This is a genomic window from Metabacillus sp. 113a, assembly GCF_050107635.1.
GTDB lineage: Bacteria > Bacillota > Bacilli > Bacillales > Bacillaceae > Metabacillus_B.
The window spans coordinates 93,175-110,788 of record NZ_JBNILJ010000009.1; the positions used below are offsets into that span (position 1 = coordinate 93,175).

General features: G+C 44.9%; 17 protein-coding genes and 1 riboswitch. Of the genes, 8 read left to right on the forward strand and 9 right to left on the reverse strand.

The window, feature by feature from the left end:
- Positions 1-23 precede the first annotated feature (23 nt).
- Positions 24-989 (reverse strand): L-lactate dehydrogenase, encoded by a 966-nt coding sequence (locus tag ACQCVE_RS13680; RefSeq protein ID WP_426863138.1) that lies wholly within the window; start codon positions 987-989, stop codon positions 24-26.
- Between the two features lie 239 nt (positions 990-1,228).
- On the opposite strand from ACQCVE_RS13680, the gene ACQCVE_RS13685 reads away from it, so the two are divergent.
- From ACQCVE_RS13685 to ACQCVE_RS13700, 4 genes are all read left to right on the forward strand, one after another.
- The gene (locus ACQCVE_RS13685; protein WP_426863139.1) at positions 1,229-2,059 is read left to right on the forward strand and encodes an endo alpha-1,4 polygalactosaminidase; all 831 of its coding nucleotides are present in this window, start codon (positions 1,229-1,231) and stop codon (positions 2,057-2,059) included.
- On the forward strand, positions 2,053-3,255 hold the full coding sequence (locus ACQCVE_RS13690; protein ID WP_426863140.1) for a CdaR family transcriptional regulator: 1,203 nt from the start codon (positions 2,053-2,055) through the stop codon (positions 3,253-3,255). Before ACQCVE_RS13685 ends, ACQCVE_RS13690 begins: the two co-directional genes overlap by 7 nt.
- A gap of 87 nt (positions 3,256-3,342) precedes the next feature.
- Entirely contained in the window at positions 3,343-4,755 is a 1,413-nt protein-coding gene (glcD, locus tag ACQCVE_RS13695; protein WP_426863141.1) for a glycolate oxidase subunit GlcD, read from the forward strand.
- Complete coding sequence (locus tag ACQCVE_RS13700) at positions 4,752-6,083, forward strand: (Fe-S)-binding protein (protein WP_426863142.1); 1,332 nt, start codon at positions 4,752-4,754, stop codon at positions 6,081-6,083. Before glcD ends, ACQCVE_RS13700 begins: the two co-directional genes overlap by 4 nt.
- Before the next feature lie 58 nt (positions 6,084-6,141).
- On the opposite strand, the gene ACQCVE_RS13705 is transcribed toward ACQCVE_RS13700, so the two are convergent.
- From ACQCVE_RS13705 to ACQCVE_RS13715, 3 genes are all read right to left on the reverse strand, one after another.
- Positions 6,142-6,642 carry an RDD family protein gene (locus tag ACQCVE_RS13705; protein WP_426863143.1) on the reverse strand — a complete coding sequence of 167 codons (501 nt, stop codon included), beginning with the start codon at positions 6,640-6,642 and terminating at the stop codon, positions 6,142-6,144.
- 158 nt (positions 6,643-6,800) lie between these two features.
- Positions 6,801-7,646, reverse strand: a complete 846-nt coding sequence (locus tag ACQCVE_RS13710) for a dimethylarginine dimethylaminohydrolase family protein (protein WP_426863144.1) — start codon at positions 7,644-7,646, stop codon at positions 6,801-6,803.
- A gap of 114 nt (positions 7,647-7,760) precedes the next feature.
- The gene (locus ACQCVE_RS13715) at positions 7,761-8,171 is read right to left on the reverse strand and encodes a CBS domain-containing protein (protein ID WP_426863145.1); all 411 of its coding nucleotides are present in this window, start codon (positions 8,169-8,171) and stop codon (positions 7,761-7,763) included.
- A 125-nt stretch (positions 8,172-8,296) separates the two neighbouring features.
- Positions 8,297-8,435, reverse strand: a riboswitch (cyclic di-AMP (ydaO/yuaA leader).
- Between the two features lie 357 nt (positions 8,436-8,792).
- Between ACQCVE_RS13715 and ACQCVE_RS13720 the strand changes: the two genes are divergently transcribed.
- Positions 8,793-9,971, forward strand: coding sequence for a NupC/NupG family nucleoside CNT transporter (locus ACQCVE_RS13720; protein WP_426863146.1), 1,179 nt, complete (start codon positions 8,793-8,795; stop codon positions 9,969-9,971).
- Between the two features lie 222 nt (positions 9,972-10,193).
- On the opposite strand, the gene ACQCVE_RS13725 is transcribed toward ACQCVE_RS13720, so the two are convergent.
- On the reverse strand, positions 10,194-10,958 hold the full coding sequence (locus tag ACQCVE_RS13725; RefSeq protein WP_426863147.1) for a MerR family transcriptional regulator: 765 nt from the start codon (positions 10,956-10,958) through the stop codon (positions 10,194-10,196).
- A gap of 206 nt (positions 10,959-11,164) precedes the next feature.
- Between ACQCVE_RS13725 and ACQCVE_RS13730 the strand changes: the two genes are divergently transcribed.
- Both ACQCVE_RS13730 and ACQCVE_RS13735 read left to right on the forward strand, forming a co-directional pair.
- Positions 11,165-12,100 (forward strand): AraC family transcriptional regulator, encoded by a 936-nt coding sequence (locus ACQCVE_RS13730; RefSeq protein ID WP_426863148.1) that lies wholly within the window; start codon positions 11,165-11,167, stop codon positions 12,098-12,100.
- Positions 12,101-12,117: 17 nt separating this feature from the next.
- The gene (locus ACQCVE_RS13735; RefSeq protein WP_426863149.1) at positions 12,118-12,507 is read left to right on the forward strand and encodes a DUF1761 domain-containing protein; all 390 of its coding nucleotides are present in this window, start codon (positions 12,118-12,120) and stop codon (positions 12,505-12,507) included.
- Positions 12,508-12,540: 33 nt separating this feature from the next.
- On the opposite strand, the gene ACQCVE_RS13740 is transcribed toward ACQCVE_RS13735, so the two are convergent.
- From ACQCVE_RS13740 to ACQCVE_RS13750, 3 genes are all read right to left on the reverse strand, one after another.
- A complete protein-coding gene (locus ACQCVE_RS13740; protein ID WP_426846227.1) occupies positions 12,541-13,548 on the reverse strand; it encodes a FecCD family ABC transporter permease in 1,008 nt (335 codons plus the stop codon).
- Complete coding sequence (locus tag ACQCVE_RS13745) at positions 13,545-14,552, reverse strand: FecCD family ABC transporter permease (RefSeq protein WP_426863150.1); 1,008 nt, start codon at positions 14,550-14,552, stop codon at positions 13,545-13,547. The genes ACQCVE_RS13740 and ACQCVE_RS13745 overlap by 4 nt, the downstream gene beginning before the upstream one ends.
- A gap of 186 nt (positions 14,553-14,738) precedes the next feature.
- The gene (locus ACQCVE_RS13750) at positions 14,739-15,521 is read right to left on the reverse strand and encodes an ABC transporter ATP-binding protein (protein ID WP_426863151.1); all 783 of its coding nucleotides are present in this window, start codon (positions 15,519-15,521) and stop codon (positions 14,739-14,741) included.
- A gap of 189 nt (positions 15,522-15,710) precedes the next feature.
- Between ACQCVE_RS13750 and ACQCVE_RS13755 the strand changes: the two genes are divergently transcribed.
- Positions 15,711-16,760, forward strand: coding sequence for an NAD(P)/FAD-dependent oxidoreductase (locus ACQCVE_RS13755; protein WP_426863152.1), 1,050 nt, complete (start codon positions 15,711-15,713; stop codon positions 16,758-16,760).
- A gap of 7 nt (positions 16,761-16,767) precedes the next feature.
- Here ACQCVE_RS13755 and ACQCVE_RS13760 read toward each other — a convergent pair whose 3' ends face one another.
- Entirely contained in the window at positions 16,768-17,412 is a 645-nt protein-coding gene (locus ACQCVE_RS13760) for a hypothetical protein (RefSeq protein ID WP_426863153.1), read from the reverse strand.
- Positions 17,413-17,614 lie beyond the last annotated feature (202 nt).

The following is a 17,614-nucleotide window of genomic DNA, read 5'->3' on the forward strand; positions in this document are numbered from 1 at the left end:
TGCGTTTTACTCTTTAGCAGCTATTATTTAACATGGACTTCTTCAAAATAAGGCGCAAGAGTTTTTCTTAGGACAGCAGCGCTTTGAGCAAACTTCTCTTTCTCTTCCTTATTCAGATCCAGCTCAATGACTTCGCGGATCCCGCGTCTATTAATGACAGCAGGAACCCCAATATATACGTGCTTTTCTCCGTATTCCCCTTCAAGCAGAGCAGATATCGTCAATACACTGTTCTCGTTATGAAGGATGGCCTTTGTTATCCGGACAAGGCCCATTGCAATGCCGTAAAAGGTTGCTCCCTTCCTTTTTATGATTTCATACGCTGCATCGCGTACATGAACAAAAATCTCATCCAGATCTTCTTTTTTACAAGCTTCATCGCGTTCAATCCGTTTTAAAACCGGCACCCCGCCCACATCTGCTGCGCTGTATACCGGCAGTTCACTGTCTCCATGCTCTCCAATGATGTACGCGTGCACATTATGAGGAGCAACCTTAAAGTACTCGCCCAGCTCAAACCGGAACCGCGCTGTATCGAGAATCGTGCCAGAACCAATCACCCGTTCCTTCGGAAGACCGCTGTATTTCCAGACAGCATAGGTTAGAATATCGACAGGATTCGTAGCCACAAGGAAGATCCCATCGAAGCCCGCTCCCATTACCTGATCTGTAATGCTTTTAAAGATCGTTAAATTTTTCTCTACTAAATCCAGCCTGGTCTCACCTGGCTTTTGATTGGCACCGGCACACACCACCACTAAATCTGCACCTGAACAATCCTCATAGCTGCCCTGCCTGATCGCTGTCGGATATGGAGCAAAAACCTTTCCATGATTCAAATCCATTACATCGCCCATAGCTTTTTCTTCATTCATATCAATCATAATCAATTCATCTGCAATCCCCTGATTCATAAGTGCAAAAGCATAGCTAGATCCGACAAATCCTGTTCCAATCAAAACAACACGGTTTGTTCTTTCGCTTGCCATAATGACTCATCCTTTCAGAAATCGAGAGTTTATTCAAGAATTTCGCTTCATTGTGAATTAATTCACATGTTCATTTTACACCTTATATTGGAAAATTCAAATAGGCAGAAACGAAGATATTTGTCTATTTTGTTTCAGATTCTACAGCTTCAGTCACCCGCTGCGAAGCAATCAAGTTTTCCAGTGGGAAGTATGGTAGGTTAGAAAGAGAAGTAAGCATTCCAAAAGGAAGTGGCAATTTGAAGAAGAAAATAATCGTACTCATATGTACAGGAGCTGTTCTCATGCTTTCTTTCTGGTTCTTTTCTCATTCAGGAAAACCCGTCAATCCGCTTGCGGATGTAACCCGCTATAAAATCTATTATGGATCTCCCAATGAAAAAATTATTAAAAAGCTTGCTGAGTTCCCTCTGGTGATCATTGAGCCTGTATTTTATTCCGGGAAGCAAATCAGCGAGATACAAAAAGATGGCACGCTGGTATACGGCTACATAAACTCGATGGAAGCCGACCGCTGGAATCATGATCTATTTAAGAAATTCACAGATCAGGACTTTTTTAAAAAGGATGGCAAAAAGGTCTATATAAAAGAATGGGATGCCTATTTAATGGATATGAAATCAACGGGATACCGTACGAAGTTACTGAACGAAGCAGACAAACAGATTTCTGATAAACAGCTTGACGGTGTTTTTATGGATACTGTGGGAGATATTGATGATTATTTTGCAGATGATCCTAAAGAATTGAATGCTCAGCAGGAAGGGCTCATTCTTCTCTTTCAGGACCTGGAAAACCGCGGCCTCTCCATTATCCAAAACTGGGGGATGAATACCGCTGCCAAAACTGCACCCTATATTGATGGCTTTATGTGGGAGAGTTTTCAGTATACAAAAATCAGGGAGGATCAATGGTCTTTAAATTGGATAAAAAAAATGCGCGGCTTGTCAGATGAGCACGGGTTCAAAATTTTTACCGTTTCAAGCAAAGAGAAAGCAAAGAGTGCAAAATATTCAGCTGATCATGGATTTGTTCACTTTTATACACCGAAGGACTATCAGGAATGGTAAAAGATTTTAACAGGCTGATGCGCAAGGAAATGGAGTACCGGGACTATCCTTCTATTAAACCCATCAAAGGAGTGCAATCGATGCTGTTGCCTGAATTAGCGGACAAAATTGTGGAAGAAGTCAAAAAAGTAATTCATGAAGATGTCATTGTCGTTTCTTCTGAAGGAACCATTATTGCCAGTACAGACGAAAGAAGAAAAGGAAGCTTTCATGAAGGCGCCAGAACAGCCTCTGTCGGGAAACGGAATGTCATCATCTCAACAGAAGATGAGAAGAAGCTTTCCGGAGTAAAGGCTGGCATGAATCTGCCGGTTTTCTTTCAGGGGGAGGTTGCCTGTGTAATCGGAATTACCGGGTCGCCAGAGCGCATCTTGCCTTTAGGGGAAGTAGTCCGCAAAATGACAGAGCTGCTTATAAGAGAAAACTATTACTCAGAGCAGCTCAATTGGGAGGCCCGCAGCAGGGAAGCCTTCATCTTTGATTGGATCCAGCTGAAAGAATGGTCTGATCCGTTTATCAGACGGGCTCATGTATTGCATATTGATCTGCTGCCTCACAGAATGGCGGCGATTGCTGTATTTCAAGAGGAAGCCCTTTTCCACAAAAAAATTTCCGCGATTCTGCAGACGTGGCAGAACAGCCACCAGGAGGATATCTTCGTACGATGGGGTCACAACCGGATTGTGATGCTTTTTCAAGCAGAAAGTCCAGCCTATACCAAAAGCAGAATCGCGGCATATCACACTTACTTGGAGGAACAGCTCAATCAGCCTGTTTATCTCGGTGCTGGAAAAACTGTCAAACCCCAAAGGCTATCAGAATCTTATATCCAGGCTGAAAGAGCCCTAAAATCTTCGGGAGTAAAGCGCAGAGTGATTTTTGATGAAGATTTGACGATCGAAATGCTGCTGTGCGAAGTCCGGCCGGAAACAAAGGAAGAGTACATTGAACGGATTCTATCCCCGCTGCTGCCTGAGAGAGACCTGTACCACACCCTTATCATGCTTTTTGAGAAAAACCATTCACTCAAAAAAACAGCAGAAGGACTGCATATCCATATCAACACCTTGCATTACAGGCTGAAGAAAATAGAAGAGCTGACGTCTTTGAACCCATCAAGTATCAATGATGCCCTTATTCTCTATCTCGCTGTTCTGCTCATGGATGATCATCCAAAACCTAATGGTATATTCTAATCTATTTTTATAGGAATCTACATAGCGGGCTGAGCCCGCTTTCTTTTATACTGTTAGAAAGCGCTTACTTATAAAGGTGGGATTGATATGCTGAACGCAGAATTCAAAGAAAGATTGATTGCCGCTGTCGGCAAAAGCAACGTAGAAGACTCGAACGCAAGCCGCCTTGTCTATTCCTATGATGCGACACCGAATTTCCAGGCGCTTCCGGAAGCTGTCGTATCACCCAGATCTGCTGGAGAGGTATCCCAAGTAGTCAAGCTTTGCGGACAATACAGTGTCCCGATTGTGCCTAGAGGATCCGGTACGAACCTTTGTGCCGGAACCTGCCCGACAGAAGGAGGGATTGTCCTCCTATTTAAGCACTTGAACAAAATTCTTGAAATCGATGAAGAAAACCTGACTGTCACAGTTCAGCCTGGAGCGCTTACTTTGGATATCATCCATGAAGTTGAAGCACTTGGACTGTTTTATCCTCCAGATCCCAGCTCTATGAAAATTTCTACAATCGGAGGGAATATCAGTGAAAATTCCGGAGGACTGCGCGGACTGAAATACGGTGTTACCCGTGATTATGTTATGGCTTTAGAGATTGTTCTCGCTAATGGAGACATCATCCGGACAGGGGGCAAGCTTGCGAAAGACGTGGCAGGCTATGATTTTACCCGTTTGTTTGTCGGCTCTGAAGGAACACTTGGAATTGTAACTGAGGCAACACTGAAGCTGATCCCAATGCCGGAATCAAAAAGCACTATGCTCGCCATGTATCAGGATCTGGAAGCAGCCGCAAAATCCGTTTCAGCCATTATCTCCGGCAAAATCATTCCTGCAACGCTTGAATTTTTAGATCAGCCGACCTTGAAGGCAGTAGAAGACTTCGCCAATATTGGACTGCCGACGGATGTGAAAGCGGTTCTGCTTATAGAGCAGGACGGTCCTGAAGATCTTGTAGCAAGGGATATGCAAAAAATGGCGGACATCTGCAAAAAGGAACAGGCCGTTTCGGTTCAGCTTGCGCAAACGGACCAGGAAGCAGAAGCACTGCGGACTGCGAGGCGGTCAGCCTTATCCGCTCTTGCCCGTTTGAAACCTGCAACCATTCTCGAGGATGCGACTGTACCAAGATCTGAAATAGCAAACATGGTCAGAGCCATCAATGAAATTGCGTTGAAATACCGGGTTCAGATTTGTACGTTCGGACACGCAGGCGACGGGAACCTCCATCCAACTGCTGCAGTCGATGCCCGGGACCATGACGAAATGGAACGGGTTGAAAAAGCATTTGCAGAAATATTTGAAAAAGCAATAGAACTCGGCGGGACCATTACCGGAGAGCATGGAGTCGGTGAAATGAAGGCACCTTATCTCGAATTAAAATTAGGGGCAGCTGGCATATCGGCAATGAAAGCTGTTAAAAACGCGCTGGATCCCGGCAACATCATGAACCCAGGGAAAGTATTTGCGAAAGACACAAGAAAAAGGGTGGTCGTGTCATCATGACAACAGAACAGGAAAGGGAAAAAATACAAGACCAGTTCAAGCAGCGCATGAATGAAGATGAACTGCTGAACTGTATGAGATGCGGTTTCTGTCTTCCCTCCTGCCCGACATATATCGAGTCAGACTTTGACGAAGCCCACTCACCAAGAGGAAGGATCGCTTTGATGAAGGGCGTCGTCGATGGATTGATCGAACCTGATGAAGATGTGGAGCGGTCATTGGATCTTTGCCTTGGCTGCCGGGCATGTGAGCCGGTTTGTCCATCAGGTGTGAGGTACGGACATTTACTGGAGGAAGCACGCGATATTATCAATCAAAATAAAAAGCATTCCCTTCCTGTCAGGGTGTTGAGGAAGGCTGCATTCCACCATTTGTTCCCCCATCAGAGCAGGATGAGAAATATCACCGGTCTGCTTGGGTTTTATCAGCGGTCGGGCTTGCAGAAGATTGCCCGGAATATCGGGGTTCTGAAGCTGTTTCCTGAAACGCTGGCGACGATGGAGAAAGTGCTCCCTCCCGTACCGCCGATGAAAGAATTGAAAAATCGTCCTGAATTCCTGCCCTCTCAAGGAGCGGCCTCTAAACGTGTGGCCTTTTTCAGCGGCTGTATAATGGATACGATGTTTATGGACACCAATAATAAGACCGCCAAGCTCCTTCAGGCAGCTGGCTGTGAGATCGTCATTCCGAAAAACCAGGCATGCTGCGGGGCCCTTCACGGACATAGCGGAGAAAAAGCGGAAGCAAAAGAGCTTGCAAAACGAAATATTCAGGCTTTTGAGAATCTGAATGCAGACTATATCATCACCAATGCAGGCGGCTGCGGGGCCTTTCTTATTGAATATGGTCATCTCCTGCAAGATGAACCGGACTGGCGTGAAAGGGCAGAAGCGTTTTCCGAAAAACTTAAGGATTTTACAGAGGTGCTGATTGAGTGCGGGTTTCATCACAGCATCCCTCTTTCTCTCTCCTCCAGGGTAATTACTTATCAGGATTCCTGCCATCTTAAGAATGTCATGCGCACCTCCTCCGCTCCCAGAAAACTGCTTCATGCCATTAAAGGAGCCGAGCTCAGGGAGATGAAGGATGCAGACCGCTGCTGCGGGTCAGCCGGAATTTACAATATTGTTGAATCAGAGATGAGTATGCAAATTCTTGATCATAAAATGGAGCAGGCAAAAGCCTCACATGCAGCGGTAATCGCAACCGCCAACCCTGGATGCCTTCTGCAAATGCAGCTCGGGATTGAACGGGAAGGGCTCAGCGATAAAATGAAGGCATATCATCTTGCAGATATACTGTATGAAGCAATGGAAAAAGGAGGCTAAGCCTATAAAAGGGACATAGTCCACTGCAAAACCCAGTAACGGAGGTGCCTAATCCAGATCAGTTCCTTTCTTTCACCGCCACTCTGGTTCCTGATGCCCAATCATGAATGAATCTTCTGTCATGATTTAAAAAAGGGACAATCAAATATATTAATGCGGCACCATTTGCAGCGTAGGCAATCATGATTATGACCAGCTCTGGCAAATCGGTCGGCAAAAAAAATCTCCAAACAGCAAAATGAGCCATCTCCCAAGGTAAAAATTTTATCATCGATCGAACAAGTGACCTGGATAGACTTACCCCTGTATTTACTGAGCCCGCTACTCTTAATTTTGCTGCTCTTTTTCCCAGGGTCGCCTGAAATGGAGAAGCTTCAAAAATGCTAAAGTACAAATACACAGGCAACGTTAAAATAAAAAAGCTGCTAAGATGCGCAGTAAACGCATTATCCGTAAACAAAGGCGATAACAGAGGAGATAAAAGACCCAATACCACCCCATATCCCACTATGATCATGTAGTCAATCAAAAAAGCAGTGAAACGGCGCCTCATAAACATTTCCCCCCCTCTTTATGTAGATCATATGCGTTACATGTAAAACACTGATCCATATCAGAGTTGATTTTTCATGAGGGAGGGATACGTTGGATTTACTTTAAGTGTGAAATAAGAAAATGGGTGCAGCCGCTATTTATTGCATAGCCTAAAGGCGCAGCTTATCCCCTTAACAGCGGAAGAGTACAGCATCGGAAAGCGCCACCTGATTTAATAATTTCCGATAGATCGGCTTCGATGATTTCATAACCAAGTTTCTTCAGCTGATTATTTGTGTGCTTGTTACCTGGAAGGGCGATCAGCTTCTTATAGCCGATCGAGAGCACATTCACACCCAGCCTGAATTGATCCTCTTCGTTTACTTCAATCATGTTAAATCGTGCCGACAGCTTATCAATTTCATCCTGATTAAGTGCCGGTGGATATAAAAGCGCTTCATTTTCCGAAATAATATTAAACACACAATCCAGATGGAGGTATTCTTTTTTAATCGGAACAGGAACGATTTCATACCCCGGCAAATAATTTTGAAGCAGTGGAACACTCTCAGAGGAAGTTCTTTCGCTGATCCCTACATAAACGGTCCGGCCATGAATGAGGACATCTCCCCCCTCAATTCCAGCCCCCTTCAAATCCACGAATTCAGCATCTGCGTTTGTCAGCCATTCCTTTAACAAAGCTTCTTCTCCAAACCTGATGTCCATTTCCATATTGGCAATAAATATCTTCCTTCCGACCGTAAACCCTATATCTCTCGTGAACACTTGCTCGGGGTACTTTTCAGACGGTTCCAGAAGGTGCGTCTTGATACCCTGAGACTCAAGAATCCGGACAAACTCTTTATGCTGCCTGGCAGCCTTTTCTGTGTTTAATGGTTCATGCTGATAATGTTTTTGTGTCTCATTAATAACCTCTTCAATTTTCAAATATTTCGCAGGGCACAATAAAACATGCTTCAATGGAGCAAATTCGGTTTCGCAGTAGGTCCGGAACTCAGATTCAGACATCGATAATCCTCCCAGTAAGCTAATGATTATGAGAATTAGTGTCTCCATATAGATGCCAGTTAACCCATTACAAGTGCGAAGCTATCGGTTTATATGAAATACATCCATAAATGTTCAGATTTTGTTAAAGAGCTGCTCCGCACAATATTCAATAATTTCCCTCCTGCGGATAATACCGATAAATATCCCCTGATCATCCACTACAGGAACAAAATTTTGTTCCATTGCCCTGGAAATAATCTCTTCCATTTTGGCATGTATGGGAACAGGTTCGTTCGTTCGGTGCAGTTCTATTTCACTGATACTAATTCTATTCGTCGTGTCAAAAGTTAAGTTGGGAGTATTTTTTAATTTCCAAAGCAAGTCGCCTTCCGTAAGGGTGGCAACATATCTTCCTGCATCATCTAAAAGCGGAAGGGCCGTATAACGGTGGTACTCCATCTTTTCCAGCGCCTGTCTCATGGTCGATTGAACGGGCAAGTGAATGACTTCTTTTTTTGGGAGCAAGAAAAACGCTATGTTCATTTTGCATATTAACCCCTTTTTGATTTCGTATATAGTTCGGCAATACAAAAAGACCGTCGATTTCCAAAAGGCAAAAGCTGCAGAAAAAACAGCATAAAAAGCCCTTTAGAACAAGGCGGTCTCGTGACCTCCTTCGCTTTAGCCTGCGAAGTTAGCTGACGGGCAGGATGGCGAAAGAGTTCTTTCATCCCTTCTATAAATAGAATTAGCCCCTGAAAATTGGTTCCTCCGCTCCCGCTGTGCGGGATTAAGCCATTTACATTTTCATGTCTATATTACTCCCACCCATAGCCCTATGTAAATGTGAGATTTTTACTATAAGCCAGCCTGTGATTCATTGCCGTTCCAATATCCGGAATTTCCTCTATAATTCATACTTTTGCGGAAGATTATGGCTTCTGCTTGTTCCTATTAAGAAACCGAATTCATTTTTTTCAATTAACCCCTTTTTTATTAGTTGGAAATCAGTATAATAGGAAAGGGCGTTCGACGTCATCAATCGACAGTTTTTTCAGCAGCCGTGTGCTAGCTTGGGAAAGTTTGGGTAAAGATAAGTACATGCAGCAATTGCTTATACGGTCCCTTGTCATCATTCGTTTACTACATAAGGAGGTTTCAGCATTGAATATCATCATTCCGCTACTAGGGATTGCGGTCGTTCTGCTGCTGGCGTATTTAGTCAGCAACAATAAAAAACAAATTAAGTATAAACCGATCATCGTCATGCTTGTACTTCAAATAATCTTAACCTTCATCCTCTTAAATACAGGCATTGGTTTGTTTATCATTGAAGGAATTTCTGCCTTATTCACGAAACTGTTAGAGTATGCCGCAAGTGGAATCAACTTTGTTTTTGGCGGAATCGCAAACGCAGAAGAAATGCCTTTTTTCCTGAATGTCCTGCTTCCGATCGTATTTATCTCCGCTTTAATCGGAATTGCCCAGCACATTAAACTTCTTCCGCTTATCATCAAATACCTTGGATTGGTCCTGAGCAAAATAAACGGTATGGGCAAACTTGAGTCTTATAATGCAGTTGCCTCAGCTATTTTCGGTCAATCTGAAGTATTTATATCCGTTAAGAAACAGCTCGGATACCTGCCGGATCACCGGTTGTACACATTATGCACATCAGCTATGTCAACGGTCTCGGCCTCTATCCTTGGAGCATATATGACAATGATCGATCCGAAGTTTGTCATTGTAGCTTTGGTGCTTAACCTTTTCGGCGGATTTATTATCGTAAATCTTATCAACCCGTACGAGGTTACAGATGAAGAGGACTTCGTCCAGGTTCAAGAGGGGGAAAAGCAGACCTTTTTCGAAATGCTTGGCGAATACATCATGGACGGATTCAAAGTAGCGATTATCGTTGGAGCTATGCTGATTGGATTTGTTGCTCTTATTGCAGCGATTAATGACCTGTTCAGCATTATTTTCGGTATCACGTTCCAAACGATGCTTGGTTATGTATTTGCTCCATTTGCCTTCATGATTGGAGTACCTGCAGCAGAAGTTGTACAAGCCGGTACAATAATGGCAACCAAGCTCGTCTCCAATGAGTTTGTCGCCATGCTGGATCTGTCGAAAATGACAGAGCTTTCCGAACGGACGACAGCGATCATATCCGTTTTCCTCGTTTCCTTTGCAAACTTCTCCTCCATCGGTATTATCACCGGTGCCGTAAAAGGATTGCACGAACAAAAAGGAAACGTCGTGGCCCGCTTCGGAATGAAACTGCTATACGGAGCTACCTTGGTCAGTTTCTTATCAGCAGCAATTGTCGGTTTGCTTATTTAAAATAGCCGCGCGGCTTTTGATGCCGCGCGGCCTTTTTATTCGTCTTCTATAAGGGTTTCAGCAAGAATGGCATGGCCCCTCTGCACCTTGTTTGCCTGACAAGATTGCCTGAGCGCTGGGTGACTAAACTAATCTGCCGGCTATTTTTTGGCCTCGCTTCGGCGCTGTTTAACAGGACTTAAAGGTACAGAGGCCTAAGGCCCCGTATTGTTTCATGTCAAATTACTTTTTCCGGCCGGTATAGACATAAATAGCATCTCTCAAAAATTCAGCGAGTCCGGGCTGCTGCTCATCATAATACGCTTTAAACCGTTCGTCTTCTGCATACATGTCCCCCAGTCCCGCATGTGCCTCTTTGCTGTACTCTGCCCAGTAGTAATTGAGCCATTGCTTGTGGAGGCGGACTGTATTTTGCGCTTCAGCGCTAGCAGGATCACCTGTTTTGTAGGCTTCAGCTAATGCCGTTTTCACTTTCTGTTCAAGCAGGGTTACTTCCTCGTACTGCTCTTGGGACATGTTTTTCAGTTTTTCATTTGACCGCCTAATGGCATCCTCTCCGTATTTACTGCGAATTTCCTTTCCATACTTTTCCTCATTTTCGTCTATCTGCTTTTGTTTAAAGCCTTCGAACTTTTCGTGATCTGACATGGTTATTCTTCCTTCGTCCGCTGCGATTGTCTTTTCCACATTGGAAATGAGCAAATCGAGCTGCTTCCGTTTTTCCAGGAGCTTTTCACGATGTTCTATAAGGGCTTTGGCTCCGCTGAAGGAAGGGTCAGCCAGTATTGCCTGAATTTGTTCGAGACTGATGCCCAGTTCACGGTAGAAGAGAATCTGCTGCAGCCGATCTACTTCTGCAGCCCCATAAATTCTGTACCCCGACGAGTTCATTCTAGCCGGCTTTAGAATGCGGATCTCATCGTAATATCGCAAGGTTCTGGCTGTAACTCCCGCCATCTTCGCAAGCTTCTGCACAGTATATTCCATCTGTGTTCACCTCCTGATAAGTTCAGATTACACCTTGACGCAGCGTGAAGGTCAATGGCTTTATACATTTTACATTTTAGCCATATTTTAGATGCCGGCATGCTTCATAAGCAGTGGAAGCAGCTTTGAATCAGATTAAAAAAGAGTAGAGTTTATGTTCACATACCTCCATAATGGATATGAATTCTTAAAGGAAGGGAACCGATATGAACATCCGACATGATCAGCAGAAGCATTTAGAACGAGTCATCGATTATATAGAAGAGAATATCCAGGAGGCTCTACCGCTGGAAAAGCTGGCAGCCGTTTCCACGTATTCGGCCTTTCATTTTCAGAGGCTGTTTAAGAGGATGACAGGCGAAACCCCTGCCACCTATGTAAAGCGGCTTCGTCTGGAGGATGCTGCCCATTTGCTTATTTATGAGCCAGACCTTCCTGTAACTCATGTAGCACATCAGTGCGGATTTTCATCATTATCTTATTTTACCTCTTCTTTCAGGGAAGCATTTGAAAGCAGTCCGAAAGAATGGCGTGAAGGATCTTATTTGGCACGCTTTCCGCGTGAGTATAAAGATAGCAAGAAATCGAAACTTTTCAGCAAGAATAGAGAAGCAATATGGACCCCTCACCACTATAATCAGTTTAGATGGCTTGACTTGAGCAAGGTTCAGATCATTCATCTCCCTTCCTGCAAAACTGAAAAAAGACATCATATGGGTTCTTACATCAGCGGAATTCCCCAGACTTGGGGGGAACTCTATCACTGGGCTAATGCGAGAGACCTTATACATCAAGATGCGCTGATGCTTGGTTATCCGAAGAATAACCCTTACATTACCCCTCCAGAGAAGAGCCGGTATGAATGTCATATAGAGCTTGAAAGCAGGACCGCAGAGGGTGTGAACCTGTCCTCATTTCATGGAGGGAAGCATGTGCTGTATGAATTTGATGAGCCGGTACCATACAGCGATCGGGGAATGCTGATTGAGTGTTATTCTGAACTATACAGCTTCTGGCTTCCCGGGAGCGGGTTCAAATACTTAGGAAAACCTGTTGAACTGGTTCAGGTGAGACCTCTGCCAGGAACCCTCAAGCTTGATTGCAGGATCAAAGCCATCGCACTTGCTATTGAACCTAAATAGGATAGGAGGAAAAATATATGGGAATTGACTGGACACAGATGAATGTTTGGGCGATTTTAGCCGGCGGTGCACTATACATGATCTATGGAGCCATTTATTATTCTATTTTACTAAAAAATAAAGGTGAATTTGCCGCTAATGAAAGCAAAGGGCCGGGCAAGTATGCCGCCTCAGCTGCAATCGCGTTCATCAGTTCACTTTTAATTGGCATTCTTGTCGTTTCGGCCGGTGCCGAAACATGGATTTCGGGAGCCGCTGCAGGTTTCATAGTAGGGCTGATCATCACTCTCGTTTACTTGAAAAATTCTTTGTTCGGCTTACTGAGCAGAAGAGCTCTTTTCATCGCGGCCGGTGACCATCTCATTATTTTCACCCTGCTTGGAGCAGTCCACGGAATTTGGTCATGAAAGAGCCGTACTCGCCTTGAGTACGGCTCTTTGTTATTTTTTCATAAGCAAATACATAAAGTACGGGGCTCCAATGATGGCTGCCACTATTCCTGCCGGTACCCCCTCTGGTTCGATTACATTCCGGCCTATTGTATCAGCCAGCAGCAGGAGCCAGCCGCCTAAAAGAATCGCAGCAGGCATGAACAATTGGTGTCTTGGGCCGAGTATTGCTTTTGCGATGTGCGGGGCGAGCAGACCTATAAAAGCGATTCCTCCTGTAACAGAAACGGCAGAGGCTGCAAGTGCTACAGCTGCAAGCAGCAGAACAACCCGTTCCTTCTCAAGTGAAATCCCAAGTCCGATTGCCGTTTGGGCGTTAAGCCCGAGGATGTTAAGCCTGTTGGCTTTATATAAAGAAAATGGGATTAGAATCACCAGCCATGGAAGAAGAGCCCACACGAAGGGCCAATCTGTCCCCCATATGCTTCCCGCAAGCCATTTTGAGATAAAATCGACTTTCTCCCTCTCTGCAGACGAGATGAGGACAATCATCAATCCTGACAGGGCGGCAGAGAAACCAACTCCGACGAGTACCAGTCTTACCGGCTGGAGGCCCTCCTGTTTGCTGAACGAGAAAAGATAAATCAGGCAGGCAGTAAGCATGGCTCCCATAAATGCAACAAACGGAAGCAAATAGATAAACGTACCAGGGTCTATTGGAGAAAACAAAAAGAAAATGGCGATTGCGGCACCGGCACCCGAATTGATTCCGATAATACCTGGTTCAGCTAAATCGTTTTTCGTAACGCCTTGTAAGATCACGCCTGAAAGAGCCAGAGCCATACCGGCAAGCAAGGTGATCACGATTCTCGGAAGACGGATCGAGAAAAGGATAAACTCTTCTTTAAACGTCCCTTGACCGAGCAGGACCGGGACAAAACGATCCAAAGAAATGGAGGAGTATCCTAACCCCATTCCTGTAAATACAGTTAAGAAAATACATACAGCCAGCCCAATCAGCACAAGCTTCTGTTTTTTGAGAAGGGATGAAGGAATCACGTAAAAGCTCTCCCTCCTTTATGAACGATATATAAAAAGAATGGCAATCCGAGTATGGAAATGACGGCCGCAACAGGAGTCTCATATGGGGCATTGATTAAGCGGGCCGCTGTATCAGCCAGCAGCATGAATACGGCCCCTCCAATTGCAGACATTGGAAGGATATAGCGGTAATCCGTACCGACAATCCATCTGACGATATGAGGGACCATTAATCCTGCAAAGGCCATATTTCCAGCCAGCGCCACAGCGGCACCTGTAAGAATGATAATCACGATAAACAAAATCGCTTTTATTTGACCGGTCCGCTGCCCTAAGCCAACCGCAACCTCTTCACTTAAACTGAGAATCGTCAGCTGCTTCGACAGGAGGATCGCGATCAGGATGCCGACGGTGATGCTTGGAATTACAAGCTGAAGCTGTGTCCATGTTGTTCCGGCCATCCCGCCTGCGGTCCACATTGAAACATCCTTTGATAGTTTAAAATAAATGGAAAGCCCTTCCGCTATAGCGAATAGAAAGGCCGATACCGCTGCTCCGGCCAGTACAATCCGAAACGGTGAAAAACCTCCTTTTTGAGAGGCACCTATCGCCATAACCATCATTGCACCTGCTGCTGCTCCGGCAAAACAGGCGCCCATAATAACAAAATAATTGGCTCCAGGAATGAACGCCAATGTCAAGGCCAGGGCTGCATTGGCTCCTGCTGTCAGACCGAGCAGACCCGGGTCTGCGAGAGGGTTGCGTGTCATACCCTGCATGATCGCACCTGCTGCAGACAAACCGGCTCCGACAAAGATGGCTGCCAGTTCACGGGGAAATCGGATTTCCCTAAGAATCGAAAGCTTGCCGCCGGATTCATCTGTAAACAGAGCCTTCCATACATCGGAAAATGTCGTTTCTGCCGCCCCGGAGACCATAGCATAAATAAACACAAAAGCAAAAACAGCCAAAGCAATCAGCAGTTTATAAAAATATGGAAATTTTCGTTCTTTCTCTCTCATTTCTGCTCATCTTTTCTGCTCAAATTTTGGGTGTGCTTTCAAAAATCCTTTTATAGAATTACAGCTAATCGTCGAGAGGGGCAGATAACCAGAACTCTTTCGCTTTCACTTCAGGAACCTGGCGAAAAAGCGGCGCCGTCTTCCCGCTGCTTCCGCCGGAATTTTTTCAGCGGATCCTTAACCTGCTTATATTAAATTATAGGTTAAGCACATTGGCTTGTTTGTTCTCGGATCGCGCCCTACCTCTGCATCGATCTGAAACACTTTTTTTAGAATATCAGGATGGATGACTTCTTCACATTCCCCGCATTTTACAATTTCCCCGTCTTTTAAGGCAATCATGTAATCGGCAAACCGGGCTGCCTGGTTCAAATCGTGAAGAACCATAACAATTGTTCTTCCCTGATCTGCATTCAGTTTTTGCAGCAGCTCCAGGACTTCAAGCTGATGAGCCATATCCAAATAAGTTGTTGGTTCATCGAGGAAGATGATGTCTGTTTCCTGGGCAAGAGCCATGGCAATCCATACCCGCTGACGCTGTCCGCCTGATAAAGCATCTGCCGGCCTGTATTTGAAATCCTTTGTTCCGGTAACTTCAAGCGCCCAGTCTATGACTTCCAAATCCCTTTTTGACAGCCTTCCGAACCCTTTCTGATAAGGAAACCGGCCATAAGAAACAAGCTCACCCACAGTAAGCCCGCTTGCGCTTTCCTGTGTTTGAGGCAGAATCGCCATCTTCCTTGCCAAAACCTTCGTCTGTTCCTGGGAAATGTTTCCTCCATCTAATATTACAGCACCAGATTGCTGGGTTATTACACGCGTGATGGTTTTTAAAAGGGTAGATTTCCCGCAGCCGTTTGGACCGATAATCGCTGTGATTTTTTTGTCCGGGATTTCTACACTGAGATTGTTTACGATCATTCGTTCACCATAGCTGATTTGTAAGCTATCTGTGTAAAGGCGAACCATATGGAAACCCCCGTTTTCTATAGCAAAATAGGCAAATGACATTGATAATGATTATCAATGTCGCATCTTTTCTCATTTTCATCTATTTTTATAACACTGTCAATCATTAATTTGTTGTCAAGCACCGTTATTACAGGTATATTTGAGTGAGAATGATAATCAATCACATTGAATCGGGGGAAGGTACTCATGGGTGAGCTGTTTGACGTTACCATTATTGGAGGAGGGCCGGCGGGCCTTTACTCTGCTTTTTATAGCGGTTTAAGAGAAATGAAGACTAAGATTATTGAGTTCCAGCCGGAATTAGGCGGGAAAATCCATGTATACCCCGAAAAGATGATTTGGGATGTAGGAGGTCTTACACCGCTCCCAGGCGCTAAACTAATGAACCAGCTCATCGAACAAGGGCTGACGTTTAATCCTGAAGTTGTTCTGAATGAGAAAATTGAAGCTGTTGCAAAAAGGGAAGATGGGGTTTTTGTTCTGCGTGCTGCTTCAGGCAGGATTCATTATTCAAAAACGGTGATTGCCGCGGTAGGAAGCGGCATACTAAAGCCTCAGAAGCTGGCCATTGACGGCGCTGAAAAATTCGAGGTTACCAATCTGCATTACACGGTGAAATCGTTAGAGCAGTTTAAAGGCAAGACGGTGATCATCTCAGGCGGAGGAAACTCAGCCATCGATTGGGCAAATGAATTGGAGCCCATTGCCAAGAAGGTTTATTTGGCGTACCGTAAAGAAGCTTTGGCCGGGCATGAAGCCCAAGCCTCCCAAGTCATGAACAGCCTGGTCGAATGCCTGCCTCATACCGCTATCACAAAACTAATCGCAGAGCGGAGCCACGAAAAAATTGACAGTGTTGAACTAAGCCATCAGGAATCAGGGAACGTTTACTCTCTGTCTATCGATGAAGTGATTGTCAGTCACGGGTATGAGCAGGATGCCGAACTTCTCCAAAACAGCAGCCTGGATCTTGCAATCGCTGACAGCTTTTATCTTTCAGGTAACGCTTCAAGTGAGACGTCTGTTCCCGGTTTCTATGCGGCTGGTGATATTCTTAAGCACGATGGAAAACTCCATTTAATTGCAGGGGCCTTTCAGGATGCGGCCAATGCTGTGAACAAGGCAAAGCAGTTTGTCCAGCCAGACGCACAGCAGCACGCTATGGTTTCATCCCACAATGAAAGATTCAAAGAAAAAAACAGGAAGCTAGTGCAGAGAATGCTGATGCAGGGATAAACCATTTTCAAAATCGGCTTTTGATTGCTTCTGCAGGAGGAACGGGTGAAACAGATAAATCAGGTACCCCCTTTTGCTTGAGCAGACCGGTTATTTTATTCAGATGCTCCTCGTCTTCAACAACAGCGAATCGCTCACCGCTGTAGTGGTTTTTTAAACGGACCGTCAGCTTGAAGGCTCCATTGATACGTGAATCCAGCCCATATAGCGCGTGAGGACGATCGATTTCTTCTGCACTAAACCCTTTTACTTTACGGTAAGCATAATATCGGCCATTTAAAATCATTCCTTCCGGCAACATATACAAGTTTCCGGGGTGCTTAACAAGATGAATAATTGAGATAAAAGCGTATACGATATTTAAAACATAGTATTCAGGAGAATCTGCCGTTAATATGAGCCAAACGGCTCCAAACATACACAGCGCAAGAACGGCGGTTCCCCACTTCACCATCTGATAGGACTTCGATTGCTTCGTAATCGGCTTCATCTCTTTCCAGTCTGCAGGGATCAGCAATGTATCGAATTCATCCTTTGAAACCGGGTACAAGGCTTTCTCTGCCAGGTCAGCTGCAAGCTTGACATGAAGTCTGTGGCGAATGAGCCAGTAAATGGCTGCGGCAAAGATTAAAATAAACATAATTTTCAGCAATTTGCATCCTCCTCGATGTCTTGTACCCTTTTATACGGTTTACCCCCTTCTTACGTTTCTTTTTTTATCAGGCTCTTTGAGACTCCCACGGCTAAAGCCGCAAGCCCTACACCTTACGGTGTGACGGGTGGGATTCTTGAATGACTAAACGTTCGCAGTCCATTTCTGTTTTGAACAGCCTTCAAGACAGGGGCATCTCATT

What these genes read in the sequence shown, in the direction of transcription:
- ACQCVE_RS13680 (WP_426863138.1), bottom strand. Translation starts at nt 989, where the DNA reads ATGGCAAGCGAAAGAACAAACCGTGTTGTTTTGATTGGAACAGGATTT.
- ACQCVE_RS13690 (WP_426863140.1), top strand. Translation starts at nt 2,053, where the DNA reads ATGGTAAAAGATTTTAACAGGCTGATGCGCAAGGAAATGGAGTACCGG.
- glcD (WP_426863141.1), top strand. Translation starts at nt 3,343, where the DNA reads ATGCTGAACGCAGAATTCAAAGAAAGATTGATTGCCGCTGTCGGCAAA.
- ACQCVE_RS13700 (WP_426863142.1), top strand. Translation starts at nt 4,752, where the DNA reads ATGACAACAGAACAGGAAAGGGAAAAAATACAAGACCAGTTCAAGCAG.
- ACQCVE_RS13705 (WP_426863143.1), bottom strand. Translation starts at nt 6,642, where the DNA reads ATGTTTATGAGGCGCCGTTTCACTGCTTTTTTGATTGACTACATGATC.
- ACQCVE_RS13710 (WP_426863144.1), bottom strand. Translation starts at nt 7,646, where the DNA reads ATGTCTGAATCTGAGTTCCGGACCTACTGCGAAACCGAATTTGCTCCA.
- ACQCVE_RS13715 (WP_426863145.1), bottom strand. Translation starts at nt 8,171, where the DNA reads ATGAACATAGCGTTTTTCTTGCTCCCAAAAAAAGAAGTCATTCACTTG.
- ACQCVE_RS13725 (WP_426863147.1), bottom strand. Translation starts at nt 10,958, where the DNA reads ATGGAATATACTGTGCAGAAGCTTGCGAAGATGGCGGGAGTTACAGCC.
- ACQCVE_RS13730 (WP_426863148.1), top strand. Translation starts at nt 11,165, where the DNA reads ATGAACATCCGACATGATCAGCAGAAGCATTTAGAACGAGTCATCGAT.
- ACQCVE_RS13735 (WP_426863149.1), top strand. Translation starts at nt 12,118, where the DNA reads ATGGGAATTGACTGGACACAGATGAATGTTTGGGCGATTTTAGCCGGC.
- ACQCVE_RS13745 (WP_426863150.1), bottom strand. Translation starts at nt 14,552, where the DNA reads ATGAGAGAGAAAGAACGAAAATTTCCATATTTTTATAAACTGCTGATT.
- ACQCVE_RS13750 (WP_426863151.1), bottom strand. Translation starts at nt 15,521, where the DNA reads ATGGTTCGCCTTTACACAGATAGCTTACAAATCAGCTATGGTGAACGA.
- ACQCVE_RS13755 (WP_426863152.1), top strand. Translation starts at nt 15,711, where the DNA reads ATGGGTGAGCTGTTTGACGTTACCATTATTGGAGGAGGGCCGGCGGGC.